Source organism: Candidatus Poriferisodalis sp., from assembly GCF_965262965.1.
GTDB lineage: Bacteria > Actinomycetota > Acidimicrobiia > Acidimicrobiales > Poriferisodalaceae > Poriferisodalis.
The window spans coordinates 947,495-973,300 of the sequence record NZ_OZ253573.1 but is presented as its reverse complement, the minus strand read 5'-3'; the positions used below and the strand labels follow the sequence as shown (position 1 = coordinate 973,300).

The window sequence follows — 25,806 nt, the reverse complement described above, 5'->3', positions numbered from 1 at the left end:
GACCTTCCAGTCAAGTGGAACCTTTAGGGTGGGCACATGGCCACCGATGTGACCGCCCGATCCGACCTGGCGATCGATGGGATGACATGCGCCGCCTGCGCGAGCCGGATTCAGCGCCGATTGGACGAGATGGATGCCGTGGCGACGGCAAACGTGAACTTCGCCACCGGGCGGGCCACGATCACCCATAACGGATTGCTCGACGAGGCATTCGTCGCAGCGGAGATCAAGGCACTGGGCTACTCCGTCATCGCCCCCGATGAGGGCGACGCAGCCGAGCAGCGACGCCAGGCGGACCTGCTGATCCGGCTGGTCATCGGCGTGGCGCTGGCGGTCCCGTCGGCGCTGATCTCGATGATCCCGGCGCTGCAGTTCGGCGGCTGGGAATGGCCGGTCGCTGCGTTGGCAACTGTGGTCATCGTTGGGTCGGGGTGGCCGTTCCATCGAGCTGCGGCGGTGAACCTGCGGCACGGCGCCACCACGATGGACACGCTCGTGTCGATGGGGTCGCTGTCGGCGCTGGCCTGGTCACTGGCTGTGTCGATTGTCGGTGTCGGCGATGGCCATGTGTACTTCGAGACCGGCGCCGTGATCGTGACGTTGATCTTGCTGGGCAAGTGGCTGGAGCTTCGGGCCAAGCGCCGCTCCGGTGATGCCATCCGGGCGCTGGCCGACCTTGGCGTGCGGACAGCCCGCCTGGTCGACGGGCGTGAGATCGAGCTCGCTGATCTGGCGGTCGGGATGCGGTTCGTGGTCCGGCCGGGGGAGAGGATCGCCACTGACGGTGTGGTCGTCGACGGACACTCGGCAGTCGATGCGTCGATGGTGACCGGCGAACCGGTGCCGGTCGAGGTAGGGCCCGGCGATGAGGTGATCGGTTCGACGATCAATGCGAACGGTTCGCTCGTCGTCGAGGCGACGAAGGTGGGCGCTGACACGGCGCTGGCCCAGATCATCCGGCTCGTTACCCAGGCCCAAGGCAGCCGGGCAGGGGTGCAGCGTCTCGCCGATCGGGTCGCGGCGGTGTTCGTGCCCTTCGCCCTTGTAACGGGAATCGTGACGCTGGTGGCGGGGTTGGCGCTGGGCAACGCGGCGAGTGAAGCGTTCAGCGCGGCCGTAGCGGTACTGATCATCGCCTGCCCCTGTGCCCTCGGGTTGGCGACGCCGCTCGGGATCATGGTGGGGACCGGTCGCGGCGCACAGCTCGGGGTCATCATCAAGGGCGGCGAAGTCCTCGAGGACACACGCTCGGTGGACATCGTGCTGGTGGACAAGACCGGCACGCTCACCGAGGGAGCCATGACGCTCGCCGGCGTTCATGCGGGCGAGCTTCCGGCCGCCGAGCGTGACGAGGTACACCGGCTGGCGGCGTCGGCCGAGGCGCTGTCGGAACACCCGATTGCTCAAGCGATTGCCGGTTCCGTCGACGGGTTGGCCAAGGTGGATGACTTTGAGACCACGCCGGGCTCCGGAGTGACGGCGACGATCGGCGGCGTGGAGGTCCGAGTGGGTCGACGCAGCCTGTTCGACAGAGTCCCCGGCCCTGTCGCTGAACTGGCCGGGAGCGCCGAGGCCGCAGGGGCGACGGCCGTCCTTGCCGGCCGCAATGGCGCAGCCGAGCTTGTCCTGGTGGTCGCCGACCGCATCAAGTCGACCTCGCAGGAGGCGATTGCGGCACTGCACGACCAAGGTCTGGCGGTCACGCTGCTCACCGGCGACAACGAGCGCACTGCCCGGACGGTCGCAGCCAAGGTCGGCATCGAGTCTGTGATCGCCGAGGTCTATCCGGGTGACAAAGCCGCCGTCGTGCAAGGGCTCCAAGCCGACGGGAAGCGCGTGGCGATGGTGGGCGATGGCATCAACGACGCCCCGGCGCTCGCTCAGGCCGATCTCGGCATTGCCGTCGGGACTGGCACCGACGTGGCCATTGAGGCCTCCGATCTGACCGTCGTGAGCGGCGATCTGCGTGCTGTCGCGGATGCCATCGCGCTGTCACGCCGCACGCTGTCGACGATCAAAGGCAACTTGTTCTGGGCCTTCGCCTACAACGCTGCCGCGATCCCGCTTGCGGCGTTGGGCATCCTGAACCCCATGATCGCCGCCGGCGCCATGGGCGTGTCGTCACTGTTCGTCGTGACGAACAGCCTCCGCCTCCGACGCTTCGCCGGCTACCGCCAGACTGACTGATCTTGTGACCAGCGACAAGTGGACTGCTACGGACATTCCTGATCAATCGGGGGGGGGTGGCGGTTGTGACGGGCACCAACTCGGGGAACGGTCTCGAGACGGCGCTGGCCTTGGCAGGCCGTGGTGCGATGGTGGTGCTTGCGGTACGAGATCTCGACAAAGGGGGAGCGGCGGCCGATGCCATCCGGGCCGAACATCCCGGTGCTGACCTCGTGCTGCAAGAGCTCGACCTGGCGTCGCTGGACTCGGTGCGCGAAGCGGTCGTGGCCATCCGCGATCGGTTCGAGCGCATCGACCTACTCGTCAACAACGCAGGGGTCTTTCGCACACCGCGCCGCCAGACCGCCGACGGGTTCGAGATCCGGATGGGCACCAACCATCTCGGCCACTTCGCCTGGACTGGCTTGCTGCTGCCGCGGGTGCTGCCTGTTGCCGGGTCGCGGGTGGTGATGGTGAGCAGCAACGCTCACCGGTACCGGTCGCGAATCGACTTCGACCGTCTCGGAACTGAGCAGGGTCGCAGCCAGTCCGCCGCGTACGGGCGCTCGAAGCTGGCGAACCTGCTGTTCACCCGCGAGCTGCAGCGCCGGTTGGTGGCCGCAGGGGCTCTGACTGTGGCGCTAGCGGCCCATCCGGGCTGGTCCGAAACGGGGATCCTGCGACATTTCCCGGGTATACGGATTATCCGTCCGCTGATCGGGCCGTTGCGGCACAGCGCAGCCATGGGCGCCCTTGCGACGCTGCGGGCCGCGACCGATCCCGCCGCTTCCGGCGGCCAGTTCTACGGGCCGGACGGCTTCATGGAGATGCGCGGCCATCCGGTCTTGGTGCCGTCAAGCGACCGGTCACGTGATGCGGAGCTGCAAGGGCGGCCGTGGGACGCGTCACAAGAGCTCACCGAGGTCAGCTTCGGGGTGTGCCAGTTCAGCGAACCACTCTCTTGGTGGATTGCGCGTTGAGCCGTGGGCCGCACCTGCGTCCGATGTTCTGTGCCAACCTCCCTGACAGAGCGGCCCGGGCCGAGTAATTGCCATCGATACGAATCCCGACAAGCTGCAGCTGGCGCGCATGCTCGGCGCAACCGATGCGGTGAATCCGCTTGAATCGGACCCTATCGAGGCGGTGCTGGACCTGACCGGCGGGGGAGTGCACCACGCAATCGAATGCCTGGGCATGAACACCACTGCCGAGCAGGCATTTGGCATGCTGGCCCTCGGCGGAACCGCCACCATCGTCGGCATGATCCCGGCGGATCAGAAGATCTCCGTTGACGGGATGCACCTGTTGCGGGGCCGCACGCTGAAGGGATCGGCGATGGGATCGAACCGATTCCGCATTGACATGCCGCGGCTCGTCGAGATGTATCTCCAAGGCCGGTTGCATCTCGATGAATGGGTGTCGGCGGTGATCACCCTCGATCAGATCAACGACGGCTTCGCTGACATGCGCGCAGGCAGGGTCGTCCGGTCGCTGATCAAGTTCGATTGACGTCGCCGACGGGCAGCGTCGTCGCAGCCCTGCTCAAGTGCGTGCGAGTTCGAATCCCTCGTCGAGCCAGCAGGTTTCGCCGCAGCCCGACTGGCCAAACTCGGCAGATGATCTCAGTCTCGATGGAACGATTGCACTCGTCATCGGCCGATCAGGGTTGCCGGACGCGGTCGAAGCCGCCTTCGGCGTCGATGACTTGGCCTCGGATCCAGCCGCCACTGTCGGTGACTAGGAACTCGACGAGGTCGGCGATGTCCTTTGGGGTGCCCCACCGCTGGTCGGGGAATTGCGCGCTCACCGCTTTATGCATGTCGCCAGTCGCGTACCCGGTGTCAACCGGGCCCGGGTTGATGCAGTTGGCCACGATCCGGGAGCTCTCAAGTGCGCGGTTGACGGAGGCCGCCATTTGGTGCAGCGCGCCTTTGGAAACGGCCTGTGCCTCTCGAGGACTTCATCCATCAGAGAGGTGGCCGTCACGGCTTGGTCGGGCTTGGCATGTTGCCAGATGGCCTCATCTGGAATCGAACGCAATTTCGAGGGTTTCATGTCGATGGCCTCTCGCTGCTCCCACTCCCGAAGAAGGACAACGCACATGGTTGAGACCACCGCAAGCACCAGCATCGACATTGCCGCGAGCCCAGAGGCGGTGTACGGGATCCTGACGGACCTGTCCCGGATCAGCGAGATCAGCCCCGAGTGCTACAAGTCCGCGTGGGAGGACGGCTCGACCGGTCCCCAGGTCGGGGCGAAGTTCCGGGGTTACAACCAGAACGGCGACATGAAGTGGGACGCCGGCTGCATCGTTGTGGCTGCCGAGCCAGGTCGGGAGTGGGCGTTCGAAGTGCCTGCCCAGGATGGCCGCCGCACGCTATGGCGCTATGAGATCGAGGCAACTGGCTCAGGCTGCCGGGTCACCGAGAGCTTCGACTCGCCGATTCTCGACATGGAGTTCTTCCAGAAGCACAACCGTCACAGCCTCCTGGTGCAGAACATTGCCCAAACGCTGGAGAACCTCAAGGCTGTCGCCGAGGCCTAACACCCGCGCCTTCGAGACTCCGCCCATCGGTGTTCTTGCCGCGGGCAATCTCGGTGCATTGAGAGACGGCGATCTGAAGGATCGGGTGTTGCGCCTGGTCGCTGAGCGATCCCGTATCGAGGGTGAGTACCTGGCTGCAGTGGGCGAAATGGCTTCTCGCAACGGTTCTCAGGCTGTTGCGCATGTGCTGCGCGAAGAAGCGCGGATGAACAGCTCGCAGGCGCGCTCGGAATCCCGCCTCGCCGAGAGTCTGGCCGAGCAGCAATTAACCGACACGCTCGATGCGTTGCGGGCCGGCGAGATTCAGGCGTCTCATGCGCGGGTGATCGCCCGTGAAGTGCCCAAGAAGCATCGTCGCAGCGAGACCGAGTTCATCGAACTGTGCCGCGCCTACCCCTCCGAAACCGTTGCCCGTCACCCATTCGCGTATGTGAGCCAGCAGGTGTACGCGGATATCGAGGCCGAGGCGGCCGCAAAGGGCCTCGGCCCGATCGACGCTGAGCTGGAACTACAGCGCGCTCAGCGGAGCGGATCGATGCGGCTGGGCACCGACGGAATGTGGCATCTGTGGGCCAAGTTCGATTTCATGACCGGTCGGCACCTCAATGCCGTGATCCAAGCAGCAGTGCGGTCAGCGCGCCGTCGCGCCGGGGACCACAACAGCGGGGGCAGCGGCGCTGGTGGAGTGGGCATCGACTTCGACGGCAGCGTCAGCGGCGACGTCGAGCCGACCCAGGCGCAGCTCATCGCGGATGCGATCAGCGACCTCATCGGCGGCCCAGAGCGCGTGCGGCGGGCCAACACGAGCCTGCTGATCATTGCCGACTACGACGTCGTGAACGATCGGCTCGCCCATCCCCGCCTCGACGACGGCACACCGTTGTCCGCGCAGATGCTGGCAGAGCACGCCGTCGACGCCAAAGTACTGCCGACGATCTTCAAGGCCGACTGGTCCGAGCTGGCGCTGGGGCGGGCTCGCAACGCCAGCGACGCCCAGCGCCTGATCCTGGCTGCACGCGATGGGGGCTGTATCGGCTGCGAGTTCACCAGCGAACACACCCAAGCCCACTACATCGACTACTACGAGAACGGCGGCCTCACCGACATACCGAATCTGGCATCTCTGTGCTGGGACTGCCACACAGACCTCCACCAACACGACCGCTACATCCACACACCACTCGACGGGCGACCCCGCCTGCTGCCGCCCGAACCCCACAACACCAAGCCCGCCAACCGAGCGCCGGCTACCGCCCGCAGCCCATAGCCAGACTGCGTGGCCCATCGCCGATGACGCTGAGCCGAGCGAGTCCTTCGTAGCGGTCTGGTCGCTTCTGCTCCGGACGGTCTAGGTAATTTCCGCCAGTGCTTTGACGGCGGCATTCGACTTCCAGTGGGTCAATCCGCACCCACGAGCGCGGCGTCGGCCACCACGGCCCCGGTCCAGCAGTAAAGGAGCACCGTCGGTGTGGCGCCGAAGTCCTGCTGGTGCGGTTGCCACGGCGCGTGATGCACCGCGTCACCGGGTTTGGTAGTGCGGCGCACATCATCGGTGCTGAAGCAAGGCTCGCCAGCCAGCACGTGGTACAGCTCCTCGGCTTCGTGGTGGTGGCTGGGGTAGTGCAGGTTCGGTCCCCACACGGCGATGCCGACTCGCACGCAGCGATGCTCGACGATCGACTTCGGACCGACCAGCTGGACATAGCCGTAGTTGTCGTGAAATTCCTGGCTCAGCACGCCGCGGTAGCCGGCGGTGTGAATCCAGGGCAGGGAGGCGGCGAGGGAGAGGAACTCCTCGAGCACGGCATCAACGGACTCATCGCCGCTGAGCGCGACTGCTTCGAGGTGCCGCAGCACCGGCAGGTAGCGAGCTTCGACCAGAGTGGGGCTGGAGGCTGCATCGAGTGCTTCGAGCACCTCAGCGACCATCGGGTACTCGGGGACGACCGGGCGGCTGCGATGGAATGCGGCGATACGCCGCAGCAGCTCGTCGATGGCGCCAGCCACAACGGCATCTTCCCAAATGGGCGTTCCTCGCTAGTCGATGCCAGATACACAGCTAGTTTCCATGCGGTGAATGCGGCACATGAGGTCCGGCCATCGAGTGCGCGGCTGTCGCACGACGATGTCGTGGCGTGGGCGTCGTCGATGGTCGAGCGCTTGTCTGAACGAGCCGCTGAGACTGCAGCGCTTCGTGAGCTGCCCCAATCGACGATGGATGACGCTGTTGCGAGCGGTGTCTTCGAGATACTTGTGCCCACCGAGCGCGGCGGCCACGGTCTCGGGCTCCGGTCGGTCGGCGAGATGACACGAATCCTCGCCCACGGATGCGTCTCATCGGCGTGGACGCTGCTGTTTCTGGTGTTGCACAACTGGTTCGTGGCCCGGGGTTCTCAGGAACTTCAGGATGCCGTCTGGGGCGATCGGCCCTACGTGCTCATGCCGTGCCCCCTCGCTCCGACTGGCAAGGCAGTCCCAGTTGAAGGGGGCTTCGAGATCAGCGGCCGGTGGCAGTGGGCAACGGGGGTGCAGCACGCCGGTTGGGTGATGGTCAGCGGACTGGTTTCCAGCGGGGAGGGCGCGGAGGCCCGCTTCTTCGTGTTGCCGATTTCCGATGTGACGGTCGTCGATGTGTGGGACACCTCGGGAATGAGAGGCACCGGCACCAACGACGTTGTGGCAGACGCGGCATTCGTCCCGTCGGAGAGGACGTTGCTCGCCAGCGAGTGGGGCGGCAATTCGCCGCCTGGAGCTCAGATCTGCGCCGACCCATTCGTGCGCTATCCAATGGTGCCGGTGCTGACGCTCGTGGCGTCTGCAGCTGCGTTGGGCGGGGCCGAAGCCGCAGTCGAGCACTTCCGTGAACTCGTGTCGTCACGGGTGCTGCCGTATTCGGCGGGAGACCGTCAGGCTTCGCAACCGGCATCCCAGATTCGCCTTGCGGACGCGCTGGCGACGGTGCGGGCGGCGCGCACGCTCTGGGACGATGCTGTGGATCATGTTTGCGAGACCTACGACGGGGAAGGGGTGTTCGACGCCGTCGAGCGGGGCCGAACCCGACTTGCGGCTGCGCAGACGGTTCGGATGTCGATACAGACCGTTGGCCTCGTGTTGGAGGGCTCGGGGGCGTCGGTTCACTTTGCCGACGGTCAATGCGCCGGCCAGTTGCTGGGGCTTGGAAACCAGATGATTCCAGACTGCTGCTGAATTTGGATTAAATCCAGAATTGTGTACGCTGCTGCCATGATCGATGCCCAGCAGATGCTGCGGGAGCGAGGGATACAGGTGACCGCACAGCGGTTGGCTGTGTTCAACGCCGTTTCGGCGCGACCTCATGCCACTGCTGACGATCTGGTCGACGATGTGCGTGCCAGTATCGGGTCAGTATCCAGACAGGCAGTGTTCGACGCCTTGACCATGTTGACCGAAGAAGGTCTGATCCGGCGGATCCAGCCGGCACGGTCGGCGGCCCGATACGAGGACCGGGTCGACGACAACCATCATCACCTGGTGTGCCGGTCCTGCGGAAGCATGGTCGATGTCGACTGCGCCGTGGGGTACCGGCCGTGCCTCGAGGCCGCAGACGACAACGGCTTCTCGATCGACGAGGCCGAGGTCATCTACTGGGGCTATTGCGGCGGCTGCCAGCCCACACCAACAGCGACTCACTGAACAGCCAAGGAGCAGCAATGAGTGATACCAGCACAACCGAAGCAACCCCGACGGCGGGCAGATGCCCTGTGCTGCATGAGCCCGCTGGCGCCATGGGCTCGCTGGCCAACCAGCACTGGTGGCCCGAACAGCTGAACCTGCGACCGCTCGGCAAGAACTCACCGCTGATCGACCCCACCGACGAGCAGTACGACTACGCCGCCGAGTTCGGGGGCCTCGACCTCGCAGCAGTGAAAGCAGACCTCGCCGAGGTGATGACCACCTCGCAGAATTGGTGGCCGGCCGATTTCGGCCACTACGGGCCGCTCATCATCCGCATGGCGTGGCACAGCGCCGGCACCTACCGCGTCCATGACGGACGGGGCGGCGGCGGCTCGGGCACGCACCGGTTCGCACCGCTGAACAGCTGGCCCGACAACGCCAACCTCGACAAGGCCCGCCGGCTGCTGTGGCCGGTCAAGCAGAAGTACGGCCGCGCGATCTCCTGGGCCGACCTGATGATCCTGGCCGGCAACGTCGCGCTGGAATCGATGGGCTTTCGGACCTTCGGCTTCGGCGGTGGCCGGGTGGACGTATGGGAGCCCGAGGAGGACATCTACTGGGGCCCCGAGACCGTCTGGCTCGACGACGAGCGCTACAGCGGCGACCGTGAACTGGCCGACCCGCTCGGCGCCGTGCAGATGGGCCTGATCTATGTGAACCCCGAGGGACCGAACGGCACGCCTGACCCGCTCGCAGCGGCGAGGGACATCCGGGAGACCTTCGACCGTATGGCCATGAACGACGAGGAGACCGTTGCCCTTATCGCCGGGGGCCACACCTTCGGCAAGACGCATGGCGCCGCCGATGGCGACCAGCACGTCGGCCCCGAGCCTGAAGGCGCCGCCCTCGAAGAACAGGGCCTCGGGTGGTCAAGCTCTTACGGCAGCGGCAAGGCGGGCGACTCGATCACCAGCGGGCTCGAGGGCATCTGGACGCCCACGCCCGTGATGTGGGACAACACGTTCTTCGAGGTGCTCTTCGGCTACGAGTGGGAGCTGTCCCAGAGTCCTGCGGGGGCAAATCAGTGGGTGCCAACGGATCCCGCTGCGGCCGACACCGTGCCCGACGCGCACGATCCGTCGAAGCGTCATGCGCCGGTGATGCTCACGACCGACCTGTCGCTGCGGATGGATCCCATCTACGAGCCGATCTCTCGGCGCTTCCTGGAAAACCCCGACGAGTTCGCCGATGCGTTCGCCCGGGCGTGGTACAAGCTCACCCACCGTGACATGGGACCGGTCGCCAGGTACCTCGGATCCGAGGTCCCCGACGAGCAGCTGATCTGGCAGGACCCGGTCCCCGCCGTCGACCACGATCTGGTTGGTGGTGCCGACATAGTGGCGCTCAAGGCTCAAGTCCTCAGCGCAGGGCTGTCGGTCTCACAGCTGGTCAAGACGGCCTGGGCGTCGGCGTCCACGTTCCGCGACAGCGACCTGCGCGGTGGGGCCAACGGTGCCCGCATCCGCCTTGCACCACAGAACGGCTGGGAGGCCAACGACCCCGCGGAGCTGGCTGAGGTACTGGCGACATTGGAGGGAATCCAGTCGGAGTTCAACAGCTCTCAGAGCGGTGACAAGCGGGTGTCCTTGGCCGATCTGATCGTCCTGGGCGGGTGCGCCGGGGTCGAGCAGGCGGCCCGCGACGCCGGCCACGACATAGAGGTTCCGTTCTCGCCAGGGCGCACCGATGCGTCGGCGGAGCAGACCGACGCCGATTCGTTCGCAGTGCTCGAACCGACTGCTGACGGGTTCCGCAACTACTGGCGTGCCGCTGACAAGCGTCGGCCCGAGGTGATGCTGGTGGACCGGTCGAGCCTGCTGTCGCTGACGGCGCCCGAGATGACGGTGCTGGTCGGCGGCCTGCGAGTACTTGGCGCCAACACCGGCGGCTCGTCGCTCGGCGTGCTCACCGGCCGGGCCGGATCGCTCACCAACGACTACTTCGTGAACCTGCTCGACATGGGCACGCAGTGGCAGGTCTCCGATACCGAGCACACCTACGAAGGCCGCGACCGGGCCTCCGGCGAGCTCAAGTGGACGGCAAGTGCCGTCGACCTCGTCTTCGGCTCCAACTCACAGCTGAGGGCGATTGCCGAGGTCTATGGCTGCGATGACGCCGAGTCCAAGTTTGTGGGCGACTTCGTGGCGGCCTGGACCAAGGTGATGAACCTCGACCGGTTCGACCTCGCCTGAGGCCGTCGCCGAATGTTGACAACAGTTATTAACTCGTAGAGACTGGCGATGTGAGCCGGAACACGATGAGCTTTGCACTTCCCGAGTCGATGCGGAGCTACATCGACGAGCGCGTTCGAGGCGGGGACTACGGCAATACCAGTGAGTATCTGCGCGAACTCATCCGGCGTGATCAGCAAGACGAGGCGGCGCGTCGTTTCCGCCTGTTGATTACTGACGGGCTCGAGTCGGGTGAGGGCCGGCCGTTGACGTCCGAGGTTGTCGATGATCTTCGCGCCCGGGCGCTCGGCCGAGCGGAGTGAGCGAAGTCCGACTGCGCCCGCTGGCCGAGGCGGACTTGGTTGAGCGGAGCGAGTACTACCGGTCCGAGGGTGGTGATGAACTCGGCCGTCGGTTGGCAAGCTCTAGCGGTGGTTGCAAGTGAGTTGAGTGTAGATGTCGTGTGCTGATGCCCAGTGGTGGAGTCGGCGGGGCATGTGGTTGAGTTTGTCGTCGATGACCGAGAGCCGCAGTTGTGCGATGTCGAGGCTGGTGCCTTTGGGGAGCCATCGGCGCAGCAGTGCGTTGGTGTGCTCGTTGGTGGGTCGCTGCCACGGCGAGCGCGGCTCGCAGAAGAACACCTCGATGCCGAGCGCTGCTTCGATGTCGGCCCGGCGGGCCGTCTCGCGGCCTTGGTCCCAGGTGAGGGTGCGCACGAGCGCTGCGGGCTGGCGGCCCAGCGCCGCGGTGACCGCGGCGGCGACCTGGGGCGCGCTGTAGCCGTCGGGCAGCGCTGCGGTGACCGCGTAGCGGCTGGTGCGCTCGGCGAGGGTGACCGCGGCGGTGAGGTTCGCTTTGCCGACGATGAGGTCGCGGTCCCAGTGGCCGGGCTCTGTACGGTCCTCGACGTCGGCGGGCCGGTCGGCTATCGGCCGGTATTGCCCCAGCGGGCTGGGCTTTTGGGCCTGCGCGACGCTGCGCGGCCGACGGCGCCGGCAGCGCCGCGGCAGCTTCGCCCAGGAGCCGGCGGGCAGGCCGCTGCGCGCGTCGTTCGCGTAGCACGCCCGATAGATCGTCTCCGCGCACACGCTCATGCCCGCCTCGCGCAGGTCCGCCGCCGCTGCGTGCGGGGACCACCTCAGCCTCAGACGCTCATCGACCGCAGCGGCCAGCACCGGGTCGCGCGCCAGCTTGGGCGTTCGCTCTCGTCGCGCCCTCGCGCACGCCCACGCGTCCCCAGCGCGGGCGTCATAGCCCGCCCGCCCGCCGCAGCGGGCCAGCTCGCGATGCACCGTGGACCGATCACGGCCCAGCCGGGCCGCTGCGTCCGCGACGCTGCGGCCCGCCCCCAGCGACGACTCGATGAACACCCGCTCATCCAAACTCAGCCTCGCTGCCATACTCGACACCTCCATCGGTCGGCTGCATGTGTCGGCAACGGCCATCATGACCGTTCACTTGCAACCACCGATGGAGTTCGCCCTCTTTCGCACCTCGAAGAGTGCGCGCGCTGGCTTTCTTTTCCCGCACTCGATGTTCTATCCAGTAGTCGTGCGATAGTTCGCCCTTGGCGTGCCCTGCGAGGCCGTGCTGGACGCAAAAGCGGACATGGCCGGGCACGTTCCTACGGCCAGCGCGGTCGATCTCGTGTTCGGCTCGTACGCGCAGCTGAGGGCAATCGCAGAGGTGTATGGGTGCGACGACGCCGAGGCCACGTTCGTGGGCGACTTCGTGGCGGCCTGGACCAAGGTGATGAACCTCGATCGGTTCGATCTGAGCTGAAGCCACCGCCCGAGTGCGGCACTACGTTGGGCGGCGGGGGACAAGCCCATGACCGCACGCCCACGACCGCTCATGATCGGCTCCACGGCAGCCGATCCGAAGCGAGCCGTCTTCATCTGGAACGCCATCCGCAAGTACTTCAACGAAGCCGGCCTCGAGACGGAGTACGCGCTGTATTCCACTTACGACGCGTTGTGCACAGCGGTGCTCGATGGCCATGTCGACATCGCGTGGAACGCGCCGATGGCACATGCCCAGCTGCTGCTGCGGTCCCCGGGCACGTGCCGGACGCTGGCGATGCGCGACACCGACGAGGACGTCCACTCGCTCATCGTCGCCAGGGCCGACGCTGCCATCGCCGGTCTTGATGACTTACGGGGGCGGCGGCTGGCCCTGGGAGTGGACATCTCCAGCGAGCTGTACCTGCTGCCGGCCGCTCAGCTCGCGGAGGACGGGTTTGATGTCGAATCGGACTGCGAGCTCGTCGAGCTGGAAGCAACGGAGTACTCCAACCTGGCGTCATGGGTGGACGACCGGACGATCTTCGGCGCCGTCATGGACGGTCGAGCCGATGCCGGGGTGATCTTCGAGCCGTGGCTTGGGTACTTGAAGCGACGCCACGAGCTGGCCGACGAGGACATCGTCGAGGTGTGGCGCACCCGTCCCTACTGCCACTGCGCCTTCACCTCCGCCCCCGGCCTGAGCGACGACACCTGCGAGCAATTCGTGGAGCTGCTCGTGGCGATGGACCCCGACGAACCCGAGATCGCCGAGATGATGCGCATGGAGCACCTCACCAAGTGGGTGCGGGCCACCGATGACGGCTGGAACGATCTCATGGGTGCCGTCGAACGCGCCGACCTCGTCGGCAAGATCTTCTAGTTCTGTACCCAGAGAAGAACCTGATATGTCGAGACCCGCGCTTGGAATGCTGCTCGGATTCGAGGACTCGATGGCCGACTTCGTCGAGCTGGCCCGCCAAGGCGAGGCCGCCGGGATGGAGTCGATGTACACCGTCGAAGCCGGTCGCAGCGCGTTCGTCTCGGCAGCCGCGGTGATCGCAGCGACCGAACGAGTGACGGTCGGCACCTACATCGCCAACGTGTATGCCCGCGAACCCTGGCTCACGGCGATCGCAGCCCGCGATCTCGACGAGATGAGCGGCGGGCGGTTCACGCTGGGGCTCGGCACCGGCAACCGCCACTTCAACGAGTGGTATATGGGCATCGACGACTTCCGCCCGCTCGGCAAGCTGCGCGACTACATACAGATCGTCCGCAGTGCAGTTGCCGGCCGGCCGGGGGAGCCGGTGCGGTACGAGGGCGATCACCATCGAATCCGCTGGCGGGCCACATGGGAGCCGACACGGCCGTCGATCCCGGTGTACCTGTCGGCTTCGGGACCCAAGATGGTCCGCCTCGCGGGCGAGGTTGCCGACGGGGTCGGCGTGGGGGTGATGTCGTCGGTCGAATTCATGCGTGACATTGTCCGGCCGGCGGCACGGGAGGCTGCCGGCGACGCCGGTCGCGATCCCGACAGCCTGGCTTTCCCCATGGGGTCGTTCATCAGCATCAACGAGGACTCCGAGCTGGCACGCAAGGTCACCCAAGCCACCATTTGCGGCCTGTTCCACCCGGTGCCGCACCCCTATTACGACTCGCAACTGCGCCAGCTCGGCTTCGACGAATTCGCCGACGCCGCTGCACGTCTCATGCCCGAGGGGCAGCTGCGTGAGGCGATGGACCTGGTGCCCGACGAAGTCGTCGACACCATGAGCATCACCGGCACCCCCGCTCAGTGCGCAGCACGGATCGCCGACTACAACGACCAGGCCGACGAGATCATCCTGTACCGGTTGCCTCAGCGCACCGATCCGCCTGGGCTGGGGGGCTACGAGTCGCTCTTCGAAGTGGTTGCGCTCGCCAGCGCCTGAGACTGCCCGTCAGTTCCAGAGCCCCTTGGCTGTTGCGGTGGCCGTTCGCAACCGCTTGAGGGTGTCGCCACCAGGGATGCTGCTCGTGGGTCAGGGCTAGCGTCGGAACCGCGGCATCACCGCAGACACGGGGGGCGACATGGCAGAGCGCATGGTCAAAGCCAACGGGATCGACATCTGTACCGAAGACTTCGGCAACCCGGGAGACATTCCGATCCTCCTCGTCATGGGCGCGAGCGCCCAGATGATCCTGTGGGAAGAGGGCTTCATCGCCGGGCTCGTCGACGGCGGGCGCTACGTGATCCGGTTCGACAATCGGGATACGGGACAGACCACTTGCTTCGACCTCGAACAGGAGACGTACGGCCTCGCGGACATGGCGAACGACGCTGTGGGAGTGCTCGACGCCTACGGGCTTGACAGCGCCCACCTCGTGGGGGCCTCGATGGGCGGGATGATCAGCCAGCAGGTGGCGATGGATCATCCGGACCGGATCCGGACGATGACGTCGATCATGTCGACGCCTGCAGGCGGCGAGATCGCACGGGCGATCTTCATGGGGGAGACCCCAGAGCTGCCGTCGCCGCTCCCGGAGTACATCGAACTGACGCTGAAGTGGGTGTTGGAGCCGCCGCTCACACGTGAAGACCGGGTGCGTTCGCGGTTGGAGAATTTCGGTGCGCTCGCTGGCAGCCGAGCCGAATTCGATGTCGAGTGCTTCACGGCGATATTCGAGCGGGAGTACGACCGGGCCGCCAACTGGCCGGCAATGCACAACCACGGTATGGCGCTCATGGATGAGGACAACCGCGCCGAGAAACTGCGTGGCATCTCCACGCCGACGATCGTCATCCACGGAACCGAGGATCCGATCCTGCCGTACCCCCACGGTGAAGCCACCGTGGAGGCCATTGGTGGGGCGCGCATGGTGACCCTGGACCGGGTCGGCCACGAGCTTCCCGAGGTGGTCTGGCCGCAGGTCACCGAAGCGATCCTCGCCCACACCGCCGAGTAGCTGCCCAACAACAGCGAGGAGGTGCCAATGCTGTCCGACCGCAGCCTGGGGTGGCTCCGGTACCTTGACCGCAAGGTCCACACTCCCGACGACTGGTCGCGCACCGGCCAGCCTCATCCTCATTGGGACGACCGCTCCGATCCGCCGATGGCCAGCTGGCATCGCTTCGACCTGGTCGATTCTTCCTACGCCCTCGGCTTGATGGCGCACCGGACGCCAGCGTGGACCGAGCGGTACGTGGCGATCTTGGACCAGCTGATCGAACGCCACACGGGCTGGTGGTCGGCCTCGGACTGGCTCGCCCAGTTCGGACCCGATCCCGACCGGGCCAACTATCCCGACGCCTACAGGCCATTCATCCCTCGCGAGCTGTGGGGCGACTACGACGTGCCCGGCTGGACAGCCAACGGCGTCGAGCCTTGGGGTGTCCAGATGGACCCGGTCGCAGCCGACGGGATGCTCTTCTACAAGGGCTTCTTCTTGGTGCTGCTCGGCATCCGCGAGATGATCGCCGCTGAGAGCCGCTGGAACGAGCCGTTCGACATGATCCGTGACGGCGAGCACACGTTCACGTGGGCTCACTCGGAGATTGCCGCTCACCTGCGGCAGCAGTGGCTGGCCGCCCCGATCGGCTGCCACTGAGAGAACACCAAGATCTGGCCGTTCTGACTGGCCGGAGCCGGCCTCGGTCTGAGGCTTCACGACAACCGCTACGCCACCGACCACCACCAGGCGGCCTTTGGGCCCTGGTGGGAGTACGCCCGAGAGCACTATCTGGATCTGGTCGGCGAGGCTGAGCCCACGACCACCACCTTCTACTACGACCCCCAGGTCGACGTGCACCATCGCCTGCCGGTGCGAGCCGCGCTGACCACGGCGTTCTACGTGGCCCCCCAGGAGGCCGAGGAGGCCCAGCGCCTGTTCGATGCGGCCTGCCGGTCGGCCCGGCTCGACCAAGATCCGGATCTGCCCCTGGTCGCTGGCCGCGGCGTGCCCTCGGCGCTGGTGCTGGCCCGTGAGTGGGGCATGACCGACCTCACCGAACGGCTGGCGTCGGCTATCGACGCGTCGTACGAGCCGACCTGGGACAACGCCAGGGGAGAGTTCACTTGGGGCATGGGTCTGGACGAGGAGCACCCGCGCGGCCAGTTCAACGCCTTCTTGGCTACGGCGGAGGCGGCCGGGCCGGGACGCTGGACTGCGCTGTCGGCCGCCCCGTTGGAACGATGCCCCCAAGTGGTCGACGTCGACTTTCCCCGGGTCGCCCTCCGCCAGGCCGACTGGGCCGACAGCACGCTCCGGCTCGGCCTGGCACCGCTGCGGGAGAACCCGCAGCAGCGAACGACGTTCCGGGTCATCGGAGCTGCGCCGGGGTCATGGCAGATTGCCGGACCCCCAGGCTCCACCGTTGAGCGGACCGAGCACAGCCTCGTGATTGAAACGCCGCTCGTGAGCACCGACCTCGAGCTGACTCCCTCGGCTTGACTGGGATCGTCAGCCAACGCCGCTAATGGGCGTGTCCGGCGCCCGCCTGCTGACTGAGTCAGAGCTCAGTCCAGTGCTTGGCATCAACGAAGCGCTCGAGATGGGCGACGTTGGTAGTTGCCACAACCACCAGGTCGCCGGACGCAGCGGACTGAAGGCTGCGGGCTTGGGCGGCGAGCACCACATCGCCGTCGAGTGCAGCATCGTAGGCGGTGGGGTAACCCTCGTTGCGTGCCAGCGCCCAGAGTTCGGCGGCCGCACGTAAGACCGGCGTGGACAGCGGCTGGTAGCCGAAACCGTCGCACAGTTCGTTCAGCCGAGCGATTCCTAGGTCTTTGTGGGCACGGATGAGTTCTCGGCGGACTTCGTAGTCAGCAATCTCGGGAACAACGAACCGGACTCCATCAGCGATGTGGTAGCGCGCCCATTGCTGGGCGTCGTATCCCGCTCCGCGGGGTGTCGGGTTGCTGAGCAATCCGAGAGGCCCGCTGTCGAGGACGATCAGCACGTCAGAAGGGACGTCCCTCTGAGCGCCGTGTTGCGGCGAGCGCCTTGAAGAGCTTGCGGCTGGTCTGCTCACGTTCGTCGACGTCGCCGATTGCAGACACGGCGTCGAGGGCCGCGAGCGCCCGGGATGATGGGGAGGCAGGGAGGGAGGCGGTGGCGGGCATAGCGGCGTCGGCAACGTACCGCTCTGCCTTAGTGAAGTGCGCGGAGCCCTTAACGGCACCCTTCCTGCCGGTGGCACGCCACCCGAGCTTCGCCATCTTGAGCTTCACGGCAACTCCGACGGTCTGACGAGTCCGAAAACTAGATGGGCCGACCGCGAGCACCATCCTGATTTTCGGGTCGGTCTCGATGAACCGCACTACGCCGCAGAGTGCCGGCAAGCCATGCATTTCGGCATCGACAAGTCGCTGCTCATTCGCACGGTCATTGAGCAGAGCGAACAGCCGCCGGTAGGCCTCAGGATGCCGGCCGAGCTCGCCGCGGTATTTGGCCGCGTGCGGGTCGCGTGCAAAGTCATCCGCAGAGATATCCCGCGGGGCCGGGGCCACCATTGCACCACTTTAGACATCTGTATTTGAGATGTCTAAAGAAGATCTTTCTTATTCGTATCGGACGAGTCGCTCCGACCTCGAACTGGTGCAGGGGAGCAGCGGGGCGGCCTAGTAGGAGACTGGGGTAGTCCAGCGGGAATCGCCGTGGGCGTCCCAGTAGGTCTGACGTAGCTGGAGCTTGCTGGGCTACTTGTCGTCGGCGCTGGATACATAGCTGGCTCGGCGATCGATCAGCTTCTGGAAGTGCTGTGCGCCATTCATGGCTGGCACCCTGCCCACACCGGGTCCCATGTCACCCAGTACCGGGAAGCCGGCCTCCACACGGAAGCTGAACGGCATCGACTCGGGCAAGAAGCACTCGACGTCATCGCAGGCCTGCCAGCGAAGCCGACCGCTGATCGTGACGTAGCGACCGTCGTCATCCTTTTGCATCTGCCGTGCGTTCTGCGCGATCGGAAGCCGCAGCACCACATCCCCCTCGTAGGTCTGCAGCGTGTCGCCCGACCCTGTGAGCGTCAGGGGCGAGGTAGGCGGCGCCAGCAGTTCGTAGGACAGGATTCCGTCGCTGTCGTCAAGTTCGATCGCTGCAGCCACCAAGCCCTCGGGCACAGGTTCGCCGTAGAGGTGCTGGCCGTCGGGCACCCGGAACGTGGCAACGATGTGGCGAGTGACGCCCATCGGCAGCCGGTCGCCGTCGACCATCACGTCCGCGGTGACCCGGTCGACCGGCCGCGCGCCGGCGGCAGCGCCAGCCTCGAATTCCTGACCGAGCGCGGCAGCGAGCATCTGCTCGGGACCTGAGCGCACAGCGAAGTTGTGCTCGAAGAACTTCGCCACGACGATCCCGTCCGTATCGACGACGTACGACCCGGGGAACGGGAGGCCGTACCACGGTTGGTCACCGGGTGGGATCAACGTGTTGAGGATCCCGAACGACCTGATCACCTCGCTGTCGGGGTCGGACAGCATGGTGAACGTGGTGTCATGAGCCGCCGCGTAGTCGGCCAACGCATCGGGCTCGTCATAGCTCAGCGCATACAAACGGACGCCTGCTGCCCGGTAGGAGTCCATGCCTCGTTCCAGCTCGACCAGCTGGGTGCGGCACGGCGGTCACCACACCGCCGAGCGGTAGAACACCACCACAGCGGGCTGACCTGCCCGGTCGGCGTGCACATTGACCTGGCGGCCTGACTGGTCTGTTGCCACGATGTCGGGCAAGCGGGATCCCACCTCGGGGCCGGTCGGGAATTCGCCCAGCGGGATCCGACGGCTGCCATTGCCGGGTGGCTCCGGCATGTTGAAGCCCTCGGCATCCTCGAAGTACGGGCCATTCGAAGGGCCGCCCCTGGTGTCAAGTGTGATTTCCATCGTCCGCTCCGATCGCCCGCCGTGCGGCGTCGATCATTGCACGCTCGTTGTCCGGGTTTCCGGGTACGAGCGCCCCGACAGGGCCGCAGAGATCCTTGCCGGGGGTACTCGGCCACGCGCACGGCAACAGATTTCGTCAGTTAAGCGGCCAGCCGGCGCCAAGCCCGCTGTCCGGCAGCGCCGCGCTCGCCGTAGGGGCGGGGAGCTACGTTGCTGGCGTGGATACATCAGGATTCAACGGGCGGCGCGAAGACGAGCCGCTGCTGCGCGGCCAGAGCACCTACATCGACGGGCTGGACGTCCCCGAGTTGGCCGGAGCGGCGCATGCCGTATTCGTGCGTTCGGCAGAAGCCCATGCGCAGCTCGATTCGGTGGATGTGCAGGAGGCTCGCGAGGCCGACGGGGTGATCGCGGTCTACCTCGGGCCCGAGGTAGACGGCTGGCCATTTCCGCCCCGGCTGCCCTCGATGAACCGCGACCTGTGGCGACCGCTCATGGCCTATGACACCGTGCGTTTCGTCGGAGAGCCCATCGCCTTGGTCATCGCCGAGACACGTGCCGCAGCAGTCGACGCAGCCGAGCTCGTCGTCGTCGACTATGAGCCGCTGCCCCCAGTCGTCGACCTCGATGCCAGCCTCGATGGTGAGACCCTGCTCCATGAACACGCCGGGACGAATGTCGCCCTCGCATGGGAGCTTGACCCCGTCCCCGAAGAGGTGTGGGCCGGCTGCGACGTGACGGTGGAGTTCGACTTGGCGCACCCGCGACTGGGGCCGCACCCGATTGAACCGCTCGCCGGCGCGTCGTCGTGGGGTCGCGACGGTCGCTGTACGGCCTGGGTCTGCTCCCAACGACCGGCGGGGGCCAAGCACGTCATCGAGACGTTGCTCGGCCTCGAACCGGGAACGGTGCGGGCCATCTCGCCCGATGTCGGCGGCGGATTCGGCGCCAAAGGGGGATGGGGCTGCTACCCCGAGGATGTGGCTGTCGCCTGGGCGGCACGCGAGCTCGGGCAGCCGATTCGCTGGGCGCAGACCCGCTCTGAAGCATCGCTGGCGATGGGCCACGGACGAGCCTCGCGCCACCGCATCCGCATCGGCGGCAATCGCGACGGCACGATCGTGGCCTACTCAGTGGATGCGTTGCAGGACAGCGGTGCGTACCCGGCCATGGGCACCAACGTCACCACCAACCTGCGCAACAGCGGCACAGGTGTCTACGACATCGCACACGCAACGCTGCGAGGCACCTCGGTGGTGACCAACACGACGCCAACCGTTGCGTTTCGAGGCGCCGGTCGGCCTGAGGCCGCCTGTTCGATCGAACGGGCGGTCGACCGTTTCGCCCGTGCGATCGGCCGCGACCCGCTTGAGGTGCGCATGGCCAACCTCGTGCCGGCCGATCGCTTCCCGTACAGGACGGCTGTAGGCGCCACCTACGACAGCGGGAACTATCCCGAGGCGCTGCGAAGGGCCGTGGCCGAAGCGGACTACGACGGGCTGCGCGCCGAGCAGGCCGAGCGACTCGCCGGTGGCGACAGCGCCATGCTCCTTGGCGTCGGCGTGAGCTGCACCGTCGAGGTCACCGGTGGCGGCGAGGGGGAGCGAGCAACGGCCCGACTCGAACCGCACGGTCGTGTCGACGTCGTGGTCGGAACCTCGCCGCATGGTCAAGGCCACGAGACGACCTTTGCTCCAATTGTCGCTGCCCAGATCGGCCTCGATATCGACCAGATCACCATCTCGCACGACGACACCGACAGGTCGCCGATCGGCGGAGGAACGATCGGGTCCCGCTCGGCGCAGCTCGGCGGCTCAGCCGCCCACGGCGCGGCCGTCGACCTTGTTGCGGCGGCCCGTGAGCGCGCAGCCGAACTCCTCGAGGCCGACCCCGACGATGTCAAGCTCGACACCGGCCGCGGGCTGTTTCACGTGGTTGGGACCCCGGCGCTTGCCCTCGGCTGGGCCGATCTGGGAGAACTCAGCGTCGACCACCACTTCAGAACCGAAGGCGGAGCCGGGTCCTTTTCGTTCGGGGCATGCGTGGCGGCGGTGGAGGTGGACACCGCCACCGGGGAGGTGCATGTGCGCCGCCTGGTGAGCGTCGACGACGCCGGCGTCATCTTGCAACCGGTCCTGGCTCATGGGCAGGTGCACGGCGGCTTGGCGCTGGCTGTGGGTGCGGCGCTGTACGAGGAGATGTTCTACGACGAAGAGGCCATTCCCATGACCGTCGGCCTCGCCGACTACGCACTGCCGTCCGCTGCGGAGCTTCCCTTCTTCGAGTGCTACGAGACCGAGACGCCATCGCCACTCAACCCCCTCGGCGTCAAGGGCATCGGCGAGTCCGGGACCGTTGTTGCCACTCCTGCGATCCACAGCGCGGTGCTCGATGCACTGGCGCCGTACGACGTCGAACATCTGGACCTCCCGCTGACACCCGAGAAGATCTGGCGCTCGCTGCAGTGATCCGGTCGAGGTCGGCTTGTTTCCCCGAATCGCGTCATGGTTCAAGGAATAGACCTCGCGAATGTATATAAAAACGCGAGACACTATTGTTACGATGAATCCATGGCCGCGCAACGCCATTCGTCGCAGTTGTCGCTGAGGATCGGTCGCCAGGATCTAGACCGAGTCCGCAAAGCTGCACTCGTCTCTGGCGAGACCGTTGCGCGCTTCCTCCGTGAGGCGGCTCGTGAGCGATGCAGGGCCGTGGAGGAACGCCAATCCGAGAACGTTGGCGCCTCACGTGCCGAGTCGCCAGACCAGCTCGACCGAGTCGAACGTTTGGTGCTCGCTTCGGTGACATCGTCCGCCAGTCTTGGCAGCATTGCGGGAGTTGCCAGGGCCGCAGGAGTGTCGTGGTCAGCCGCGCGCCACGCACTGAAGACGCTGTGCTCCCGCGGCACGGTGAGAACCCGTGTCTCGGAGCAGGGCCAGCGCAGGGGCGTACGCGAGGACAGTGTTTGGGAGCTTGCCGTTGCCTCCCCTGGTTTTGAACAGTTGCTTGCTCAGACCAAAGGTGTAGGCCTGCCTCCGCCATCGCCAAAACGGCTGCATGCGGGGCACTTGCCATCCGAATTCTGGTCGCTGTTCTGGAATCACCCAGATCCGTCGTCGCTGCGACTGCCCGACGATGAGGCCTACGTCGCCAACCGACTGCTCAATGGCCCGTCGGCCCGCGCCGCGCTGTGGGCGTCAGTGCACATGTCCACCGATGCACTACGAGACTGCTTGCCGTTGAGATCGACCCAGCCCAGGGCGCGTGCACTCATAGAGAATGCGCTGGCGCATCGCTGTACCGCGCCGCAGTGAATTCTCTCGGCGAGCAACCCGGCTGTGGCGAATCCGGCAGTGAGGAACCCGGTAGCGACGTTCTCGAGAACTGGTCCGATGTGCTCGATCCACAGACCCGCGCTTGCTGGCCGCTGGTCGCAGCGGTCACCCCGCCATCGGGCGTGCTGATGGGCGGTACGGCGCTGGCCGTGCACCTGCGGCACCGCCGCAGCAGGGACCTCGATGTCTTTGTGCATGAGGTGTTCGACCCAGAAGCGGTTTTGGACGGCCTGCGAGCGATCGCAGAGGTCTCGGTCATGTCAGTCGCGGACGGCACGCTCAACTGCCAAGCAGATGGTGTGAAGGTGCAGTTCCTGCAAGCGCGCGACCAGAGACAAATCGATCCGCCGGGACTCGTCGAGGGATTGGCTGTCGGATCGGTTCGCGACATCGCAGCAACCAAGTACAAGGTGATCGGCGATCGAGGTGAGCTTCGTGACTACTTCGACCTCATGTGCATCACCGTCGATGCCGGCATCAGTCCGAGCATGGGGCTGCGTCTGTACGCCGAGCGGTACGGAATCGGACTGGATCACCCAAGCGTGGCGCACGTTGTGATGGCACTCGGCTCCTTTGAGGATGTGGCTGACGACCCGTGGCTTGCAGAAGCGGCGTCGCATGCAAGCTTCACGACTGTCTCGTCCTATTGGCAGCAGCGTCAGCCAGGTCTGGTGGCATGGCTGGTCCGTACCCTTGATTAAGCTGACGGCCGAGCGCCGTGCTGAGCGCACCAGCGCGATTGCCCACATTCCGGACCTCGGCATCGACTCGGTCTGGCGAGCGCTGCCGGCGGGTCGAGACAACGGCAATCGTCGCTGTCACCGGCCGAGAAGCTGTTCTGCCTCGGTGACGACGCTGGTCACGACGTTGCCGGCGCTCGGCAGGCCGTCGAGCAGGTCGAACGCGGTGCCCGCATAGAGGGGTTGCATCTGGTCGTCGTCGGCAGCGATGGCGGCCCGTTGCAGGTCGGCGCGCGCCGCGGCCTGCAACAGTCCGGGCAGCGGCGGTCCGCCATGGTCTGCCCAGTGGTCGGTGTATTCCGACTTGAGGACCCGCGCCCACTGGCCGGTGAACCCGTCGGTGAGCACGGTGGTGCCGGCTCCGGAGATCAACCGGTCCTTCCAGAGCTGGCTGGCCTGTGACTCTGCGGTCGCCACGAACCGGGTGCCCATGAGCACGCCGGCCGCACCGAGCATCGTCGCTGCCGCCAAGCCTCTCCCGTCCACGATGCCGCCGGCGGCCACAACGGGCACACGGTCCCCGATGGCCTCGATCACTTGGGGGACGAGTGTGAATGTGCCGGTGCCGGAGGCTTCCGCAGCGGGGAGCTTGCAGCCGTGGCTGCGGTGACCGCCTGCTTCGTGGCCCTGCGCGATCACCACATCGCTGCCCTGATCGACAGCGCTGAGGGCATCGGCAGTCGTCGCGACCATCGTTGCAACTCGCGTGCCGGCCTCGTGGAAGCGGTTCACCAGCTCGGGCTCGGGAATGCCGAGTCCCGCAGAGAATACGGGAATGCGTTCCTCGATCATCACTTCGAGCGCTGCGTCGACAAGATCGGGCATGGGCCGGGGGGCTTCGAGTGTTGCCGGCAGGTCGAAGCGGGGGCGGAGCTCGTTGAGAGCGCTCTGCACCGAACGGACCAAGTCCGAGTGCTCCGCGACATCGGGAGGCCGACGGACGTCGTCGTGCAGCCAGATGTTGACGCCGAACGGCCTGTCAGTGAGCCGGCGGACCTGCTGGATGGCCGAGCGCACGGCGTCGGGCCGAAGATTGAGCGCCGCCAGGATCCCGAGCCCACCGGCGTTGCTCACCGCTGCAACCAGTTCCGGACCAGCCACGCCGCCCATGCCCGACTGCAGCACAGGTGCGGTGACACCGATGACGGTTTCGAGCCGCTTGGGATCCCCGGGAGTCAGAATTCTCGCACCCTAGATGGACCAGCGGCTGGCCCGGTCGGGCACCGACGTCTTGGAGAAAGTGCGGCCGTCAGTCAGCATCGGCGCCGAGGCGGGGCGTGAATGCTGTCTTGGGGGTGCCAGCACCCTTCAGCGCCGCGGCGGCTCGTTCGTTGTCGAAGATCTTCGCAAGGATGGCCTTGCCTGCCCGGTCGAAGTACTCCCGATTCTCGATCACGAATTCGTTCGACTCCTGCATCGACGCGAGCTGACCGCGCACCGCCGGGATGACGTGGCGCGCAACCAGATCCCAGCTGCGGAACATGGCTTCGGGTTCGGCCCAGTCATTGACGAAGCCCATCATCACGCCGAATCCGCCGGTGATCTCCTGCATCCGCAGGATGTTCTCGATCAGGTCGTCGGGCGTGCCGATGACACCCGCAGCGGTGTCAGGGTCGGCGTAGAAGTCGATGGCCTCCGCAGTGGACCCCATCGGTTCGAGTCCCGGTCGCTGCAGCGTGTCGACGTTGTATTCGTTGTGCCACCGCAGCAGTCCGTGCTCGACGTCGCGATGGGCTTGTTCGCGGGTGGGCGCCACGTGGAAGTTGAACATCACCCGCCAGTTGCCTCGGTCCACAACTTGGTCGTACTTCGCCGCTGCTTCTTCGGCGAAGCTCCATTGCAGCGGCAGCGATGCCAGACCGTCGGTGGACATCGACCCGATCGACAGCACGCCCATGCCGTACTTTCCGGCAAGGGTCATTCCCGATGGGCTGATCATTGACGCCGTCGCCATGGGTATCTCGTGCTGGTACGGCAAGATCTGCAGCTTGGCGTCGTACATCGAGAACCAGTCGCACTCATAGGTGAAGCGTTCGCCCCCTGCGAGCAGCCGCTTGATGACCGGGATGGCTTCGTCCTGGCGGTCGCGCAGCAGCATGGGGTCGATGCCGAGTGTGTGGGCATCCGACGGCAGTGCGCCCGGTCCGGTGCCGAGCAAGGCCCGCCCGAAGCTCATCTGGTCGAGCTGCACGATGCGCTGGGCGACGTTGAAGGGATGGTGGTACGGAATGGAAGTGACGCCGGTGCCCAGCTTGATGCGGCTGGTGCGCATGGCAGCGCCGGCCAGGAACATCTCGGGCGAGCCGATCGTCTCCCAGCCGGTCGAGTGGTGTTCGCCGCACCAGAACTCGTCGTAACCGAGCCGGTCGAGAAGGGCGACAAGGTCCAGGTCGCGCTGCAGCTGCAGCGCAGGACTCTCCCCGGGAGGGTGGTGGGGGGCCAGAAATGCGGCGAATTTCACCCTCGGGACACTACCGAAGCGCCGCGGCAC

At 66.2% G+C, this 25,806-nt stretch carries 23 protein-coding genes and 4 pseudogenes; 18 read left to right on the top strand and 9 right to left on the bottom strand.

All coding sequences use genetic code 11. The features are described from left to right. The first annotated feature begins 36 nt into the window (after positions 1-36). The 3 genes and pseudogenes from ACQY5K_RS04585 to ACQY5K_RS04575 all read left to right on the top strand — a co-directional run. Positions 37-2,187: a heavy metal translocating P-type ATPase gene (locus ACQY5K_RS04585; RefSeq protein ID WP_428120471.1), complete on the top strand. Its 2,151-nt coding sequence runs from the start codon at positions 37-39 to the stop codon at positions 2,185-2,187. A gap of 4 nt (positions 2,188-2,191) precedes the next feature. Continuing rightward, positions 2,192-3,146: pseudogene (locus ACQY5K_RS04580) on the top strand (oxidoreductase). A gap of 49 nt (positions 3,147-3,195) precedes the next feature. Further along, positions 3,196-3,675: pseudogene (locus ACQY5K_RS04575) on the top strand (zinc-binding dehydrogenase); the annotation flags it as partial. A gap of 151 nt (positions 3,676-3,826) precedes the next feature. Here ACQY5K_RS04575 and ACQY5K_RS04570 read toward each other — a convergent pair. Continuing rightward, positions 3,827-4,102 (bottom strand): annotated as a pseudogene (locus ACQY5K_RS04570) (SDR family oxidoreductase); the annotation flags it as partial. A gap of 165 nt (positions 4,103-4,267) precedes the next feature. Here ACQY5K_RS04570 and ACQY5K_RS04565 point away from each other — a divergent pair. Together ACQY5K_RS04565 and ACQY5K_RS04560 are read left to right on the top strand one after the other, a co-directional pair. Further along, positions 4,268-4,711, top strand: coding sequence for an SRPBCC family protein (locus ACQY5K_RS04565; RefSeq protein ID WP_428120469.1), 444 nt, complete (start codon positions 4,268-4,270; stop codon positions 4,709-4,711). Positions 4,712-4,769: 58 nt separating this feature from the next. Next, positions 4,770-5,978: an HNH endonuclease gene (locus tag ACQY5K_RS04560; protein ID WP_428120467.1), complete on the top strand. Its 1,209-nt coding sequence runs from the start codon at positions 4,770-4,772 to the stop codon at positions 5,976-5,978. Between the two features lie 131 nt (positions 5,979-6,109). Here ACQY5K_RS04560 and ACQY5K_RS04555 read toward each other — a convergent pair whose 3' ends face one another. Next, positions 6,110-6,718, bottom strand: coding sequence for a dimethylsulfonioproprionate lyase family protein (locus tag ACQY5K_RS04555; protein ID WP_428120465.1), 609 nt, complete (start codon positions 6,716-6,718; stop codon positions 6,110-6,112). Positions 6,719-6,784: 66 nt separating this feature from the next. Between ACQY5K_RS04555 and ACQY5K_RS04550 the strand changes: the two genes are divergently transcribed. From ACQY5K_RS04550 to ACQY5K_RS04535, 4 genes are read left to right on the top strand one after another with little or no spacing between them, the layout of a single operon-like run. Beyond that, positions 6,785-7,918, top strand: coding sequence for an acyl-CoA dehydrogenase family protein (locus ACQY5K_RS04550; protein ID WP_428120463.1), 1,134 nt, complete (start codon positions 6,785-6,787; stop codon positions 7,916-7,918). 36 nt (positions 7,919-7,954) lie between these two features. Next, entirely contained in the window at positions 7,955-8,383 is a 429-nt protein-coding gene (locus ACQY5K_RS04545; protein WP_428120461.1) for a Fur family transcriptional regulator, read from the top strand. A 17-nt stretch (positions 8,384-8,400) separates the two neighbouring features. Beyond that, positions 8,401-10,617, top strand: a complete 2,217-nt coding sequence (katG, locus tag ACQY5K_RS04540; RefSeq protein WP_428120459.1) for a catalase/peroxidase HPI — start codon at positions 8,401-8,403, stop codon at positions 10,615-10,617. A gap of 50 nt (positions 10,618-10,667) precedes the next feature. Continuing rightward, positions 10,668-10,919: a type II toxin-antitoxin system ParD family antitoxin gene (locus ACQY5K_RS04535; protein ID WP_428120457.1), complete on the top strand. Its 252-nt coding sequence runs from the start codon at positions 10,668-10,670 to the stop codon at positions 10,917-10,919. A gap of 102 nt (positions 10,920-11,021) precedes the next feature. On the opposite strand, the gene ACQY5K_RS04530 is transcribed toward ACQY5K_RS04535, so the two are convergent. Continuing rightward, positions 11,022-11,996 carry an IS30 family transposase gene (locus ACQY5K_RS04530; RefSeq protein WP_428120455.1) on the bottom strand — a complete coding sequence of 325 codons (975 nt, stop codon included), beginning with the start codon at positions 11,994-11,996 and terminating at the stop codon, positions 11,022-11,024. 187 nt (positions 11,997-12,183) lie between these two features. Between ACQY5K_RS04530 and ACQY5K_RS04525 the strand changes: the two genes are divergently transcribed. The 6 genes from ACQY5K_RS04525 to ACQY5K_RS04500 all read left to right on the top strand — a co-directional run bounded on the left by ACQY5K_RS04525 (position 12,184) and on the right by ACQY5K_RS04500 (position 16,811). Then, complete coding sequence (locus tag ACQY5K_RS04525; RefSeq protein WP_428122866.1) at positions 12,184-12,378, top strand: hypothetical protein; 195 nt, start codon at positions 12,184-12,186, stop codon at positions 12,376-12,378. 48 nt (positions 12,379-12,426) lie between these two features. Then, positions 12,427-13,260, top strand: a complete 834-nt coding sequence (locus ACQY5K_RS04520) for a phosphate/phosphite/phosphonate ABC transporter substrate-binding protein (RefSeq protein WP_428120453.1) — start codon at positions 12,427-12,429, stop codon at positions 13,258-13,260. A gap of 25 nt (positions 13,261-13,285) precedes the next feature. After that, a complete protein-coding gene (locus tag ACQY5K_RS04515) occupies positions 13,286-14,311 on the top strand; it encodes an LLM class flavin-dependent oxidoreductase (protein WP_428120451.1) in 1,026 nt (341 codons plus the stop codon). Between the two features lie 139 nt (positions 14,312-14,450). After that, positions 14,451-15,326, top strand: a complete 876-nt coding sequence (locus tag ACQY5K_RS04510) for an alpha/beta fold hydrolase (protein ID WP_428120449.1) — start codon at positions 14,451-14,453, stop codon at positions 15,324-15,326. A 27-nt stretch (positions 15,327-15,353) separates the two neighbouring features. Next, complete coding sequence (locus tag ACQY5K_RS04505; RefSeq protein WP_428120447.1) at positions 15,354-15,968, top strand: hypothetical protein; 615 nt, start codon at positions 15,354-15,356, stop codon at positions 15,966-15,968. A 213-nt stretch (positions 15,969-16,181) separates the two neighbouring features. Next, a complete protein-coding gene (locus ACQY5K_RS04500) occupies positions 16,182-16,811 on the top strand; it encodes a hypothetical protein (RefSeq protein ID WP_428120445.1) in 630 nt (209 codons plus the stop codon). A 58-nt stretch (positions 16,812-16,869) separates the two neighbouring features. Here ACQY5K_RS04500 and ACQY5K_RS04495 read toward each other — a convergent pair whose 3' ends face one another. From ACQY5K_RS04495 to ACQY5K_RS04480, 4 genes and pseudogenes are all read right to left on the bottom strand, one after another. After that, positions 16,870-17,319 carry a nucleic acid-binding protein gene (locus ACQY5K_RS04495; protein ID WP_428120443.1) on the bottom strand — a complete coding sequence of 150 codons (450 nt, stop codon included), beginning with the start codon at positions 17,317-17,319 and terminating at the stop codon, positions 16,870-16,872. Position 17,320: 1 nt separating this feature from the next. After that, complete coding sequence (locus tag ACQY5K_RS04490; RefSeq protein WP_428120442.1) at positions 17,321-17,872, bottom strand: hypothetical protein; 552 nt, start codon at positions 17,870-17,872, stop codon at positions 17,321-17,323. Between the two features lie 186 nt (positions 17,873-18,058). Next, positions 18,059-18,970 (bottom strand): annotated as a pseudogene (locus ACQY5K_RS04485) (redoxin domain-containing protein); the annotation flags it as partial. A gap of 12 nt (positions 18,971-18,982) precedes the next feature. Then, the gene (locus tag ACQY5K_RS04480) at positions 18,983-19,240 is read right to left on the bottom strand and encodes a hypothetical protein (RefSeq protein ID WP_428120440.1); all 258 of its coding nucleotides are present in this window, start codon (positions 19,238-19,240) and stop codon (positions 18,983-18,985) included. 218 nt (positions 19,241-19,458) lie between these two features. Between ACQY5K_RS04480 and ACQY5K_RS04475 the strand changes: the two genes are divergently transcribed. From ACQY5K_RS04475 to ACQY5K_RS04465, 3 genes are all read left to right on the top strand, one after another. Continuing rightward, on the top strand, positions 19,459-21,708 hold the full coding sequence (locus ACQY5K_RS04475) for a xanthine dehydrogenase family protein molybdopterin-binding subunit (protein WP_428120438.1): 2,250 nt from the start codon (positions 19,459-19,461) through the stop codon (positions 21,706-21,708). A 102-nt stretch (positions 21,709-21,810) separates the two neighbouring features. Then, the gene (locus ACQY5K_RS04470) at positions 21,811-22,554 is read left to right on the top strand and encodes a hypothetical protein (protein ID WP_428120436.1); all 744 of its coding nucleotides are present in this window, start codon (positions 21,811-21,813) and stop codon (positions 22,552-22,554) included. After that, entirely contained in the window at positions 22,551-23,276 is a 726-nt protein-coding gene (locus ACQY5K_RS04465) for a nucleotidyl transferase AbiEii/AbiGii toxin family protein (protein ID WP_428120434.1), read from the top strand. Before ACQY5K_RS04470 ends, ACQY5K_RS04465 begins: the two co-directional genes overlap by 4 nt. A 117-nt stretch (positions 23,277-23,393) precedes the next feature. Here the strand turns inward: ACQY5K_RS04465 and ACQY5K_RS04460 are convergent, their stop codons facing one another. Next, complete coding sequence (locus tag ACQY5K_RS04460) at positions 23,394-24,458, bottom strand: NAD(P)H-dependent flavin oxidoreductase (protein ID WP_428122548.1); 1,065 nt, start codon at positions 24,456-24,458, stop codon at positions 23,394-23,396. A 106-nt stretch (positions 24,459-24,564) separates the two neighbouring features. Then, on the bottom strand, positions 24,565-25,776 hold the full coding sequence (locus ACQY5K_RS04455; RefSeq protein WP_428120432.1) for an LLM class flavin-dependent oxidoreductase: 1,212 nt from the start codon (positions 25,774-25,776) through the stop codon (positions 24,565-24,567). Between the last annotated feature and the right edge of the window lie 30 nt (positions 25,777-25,806).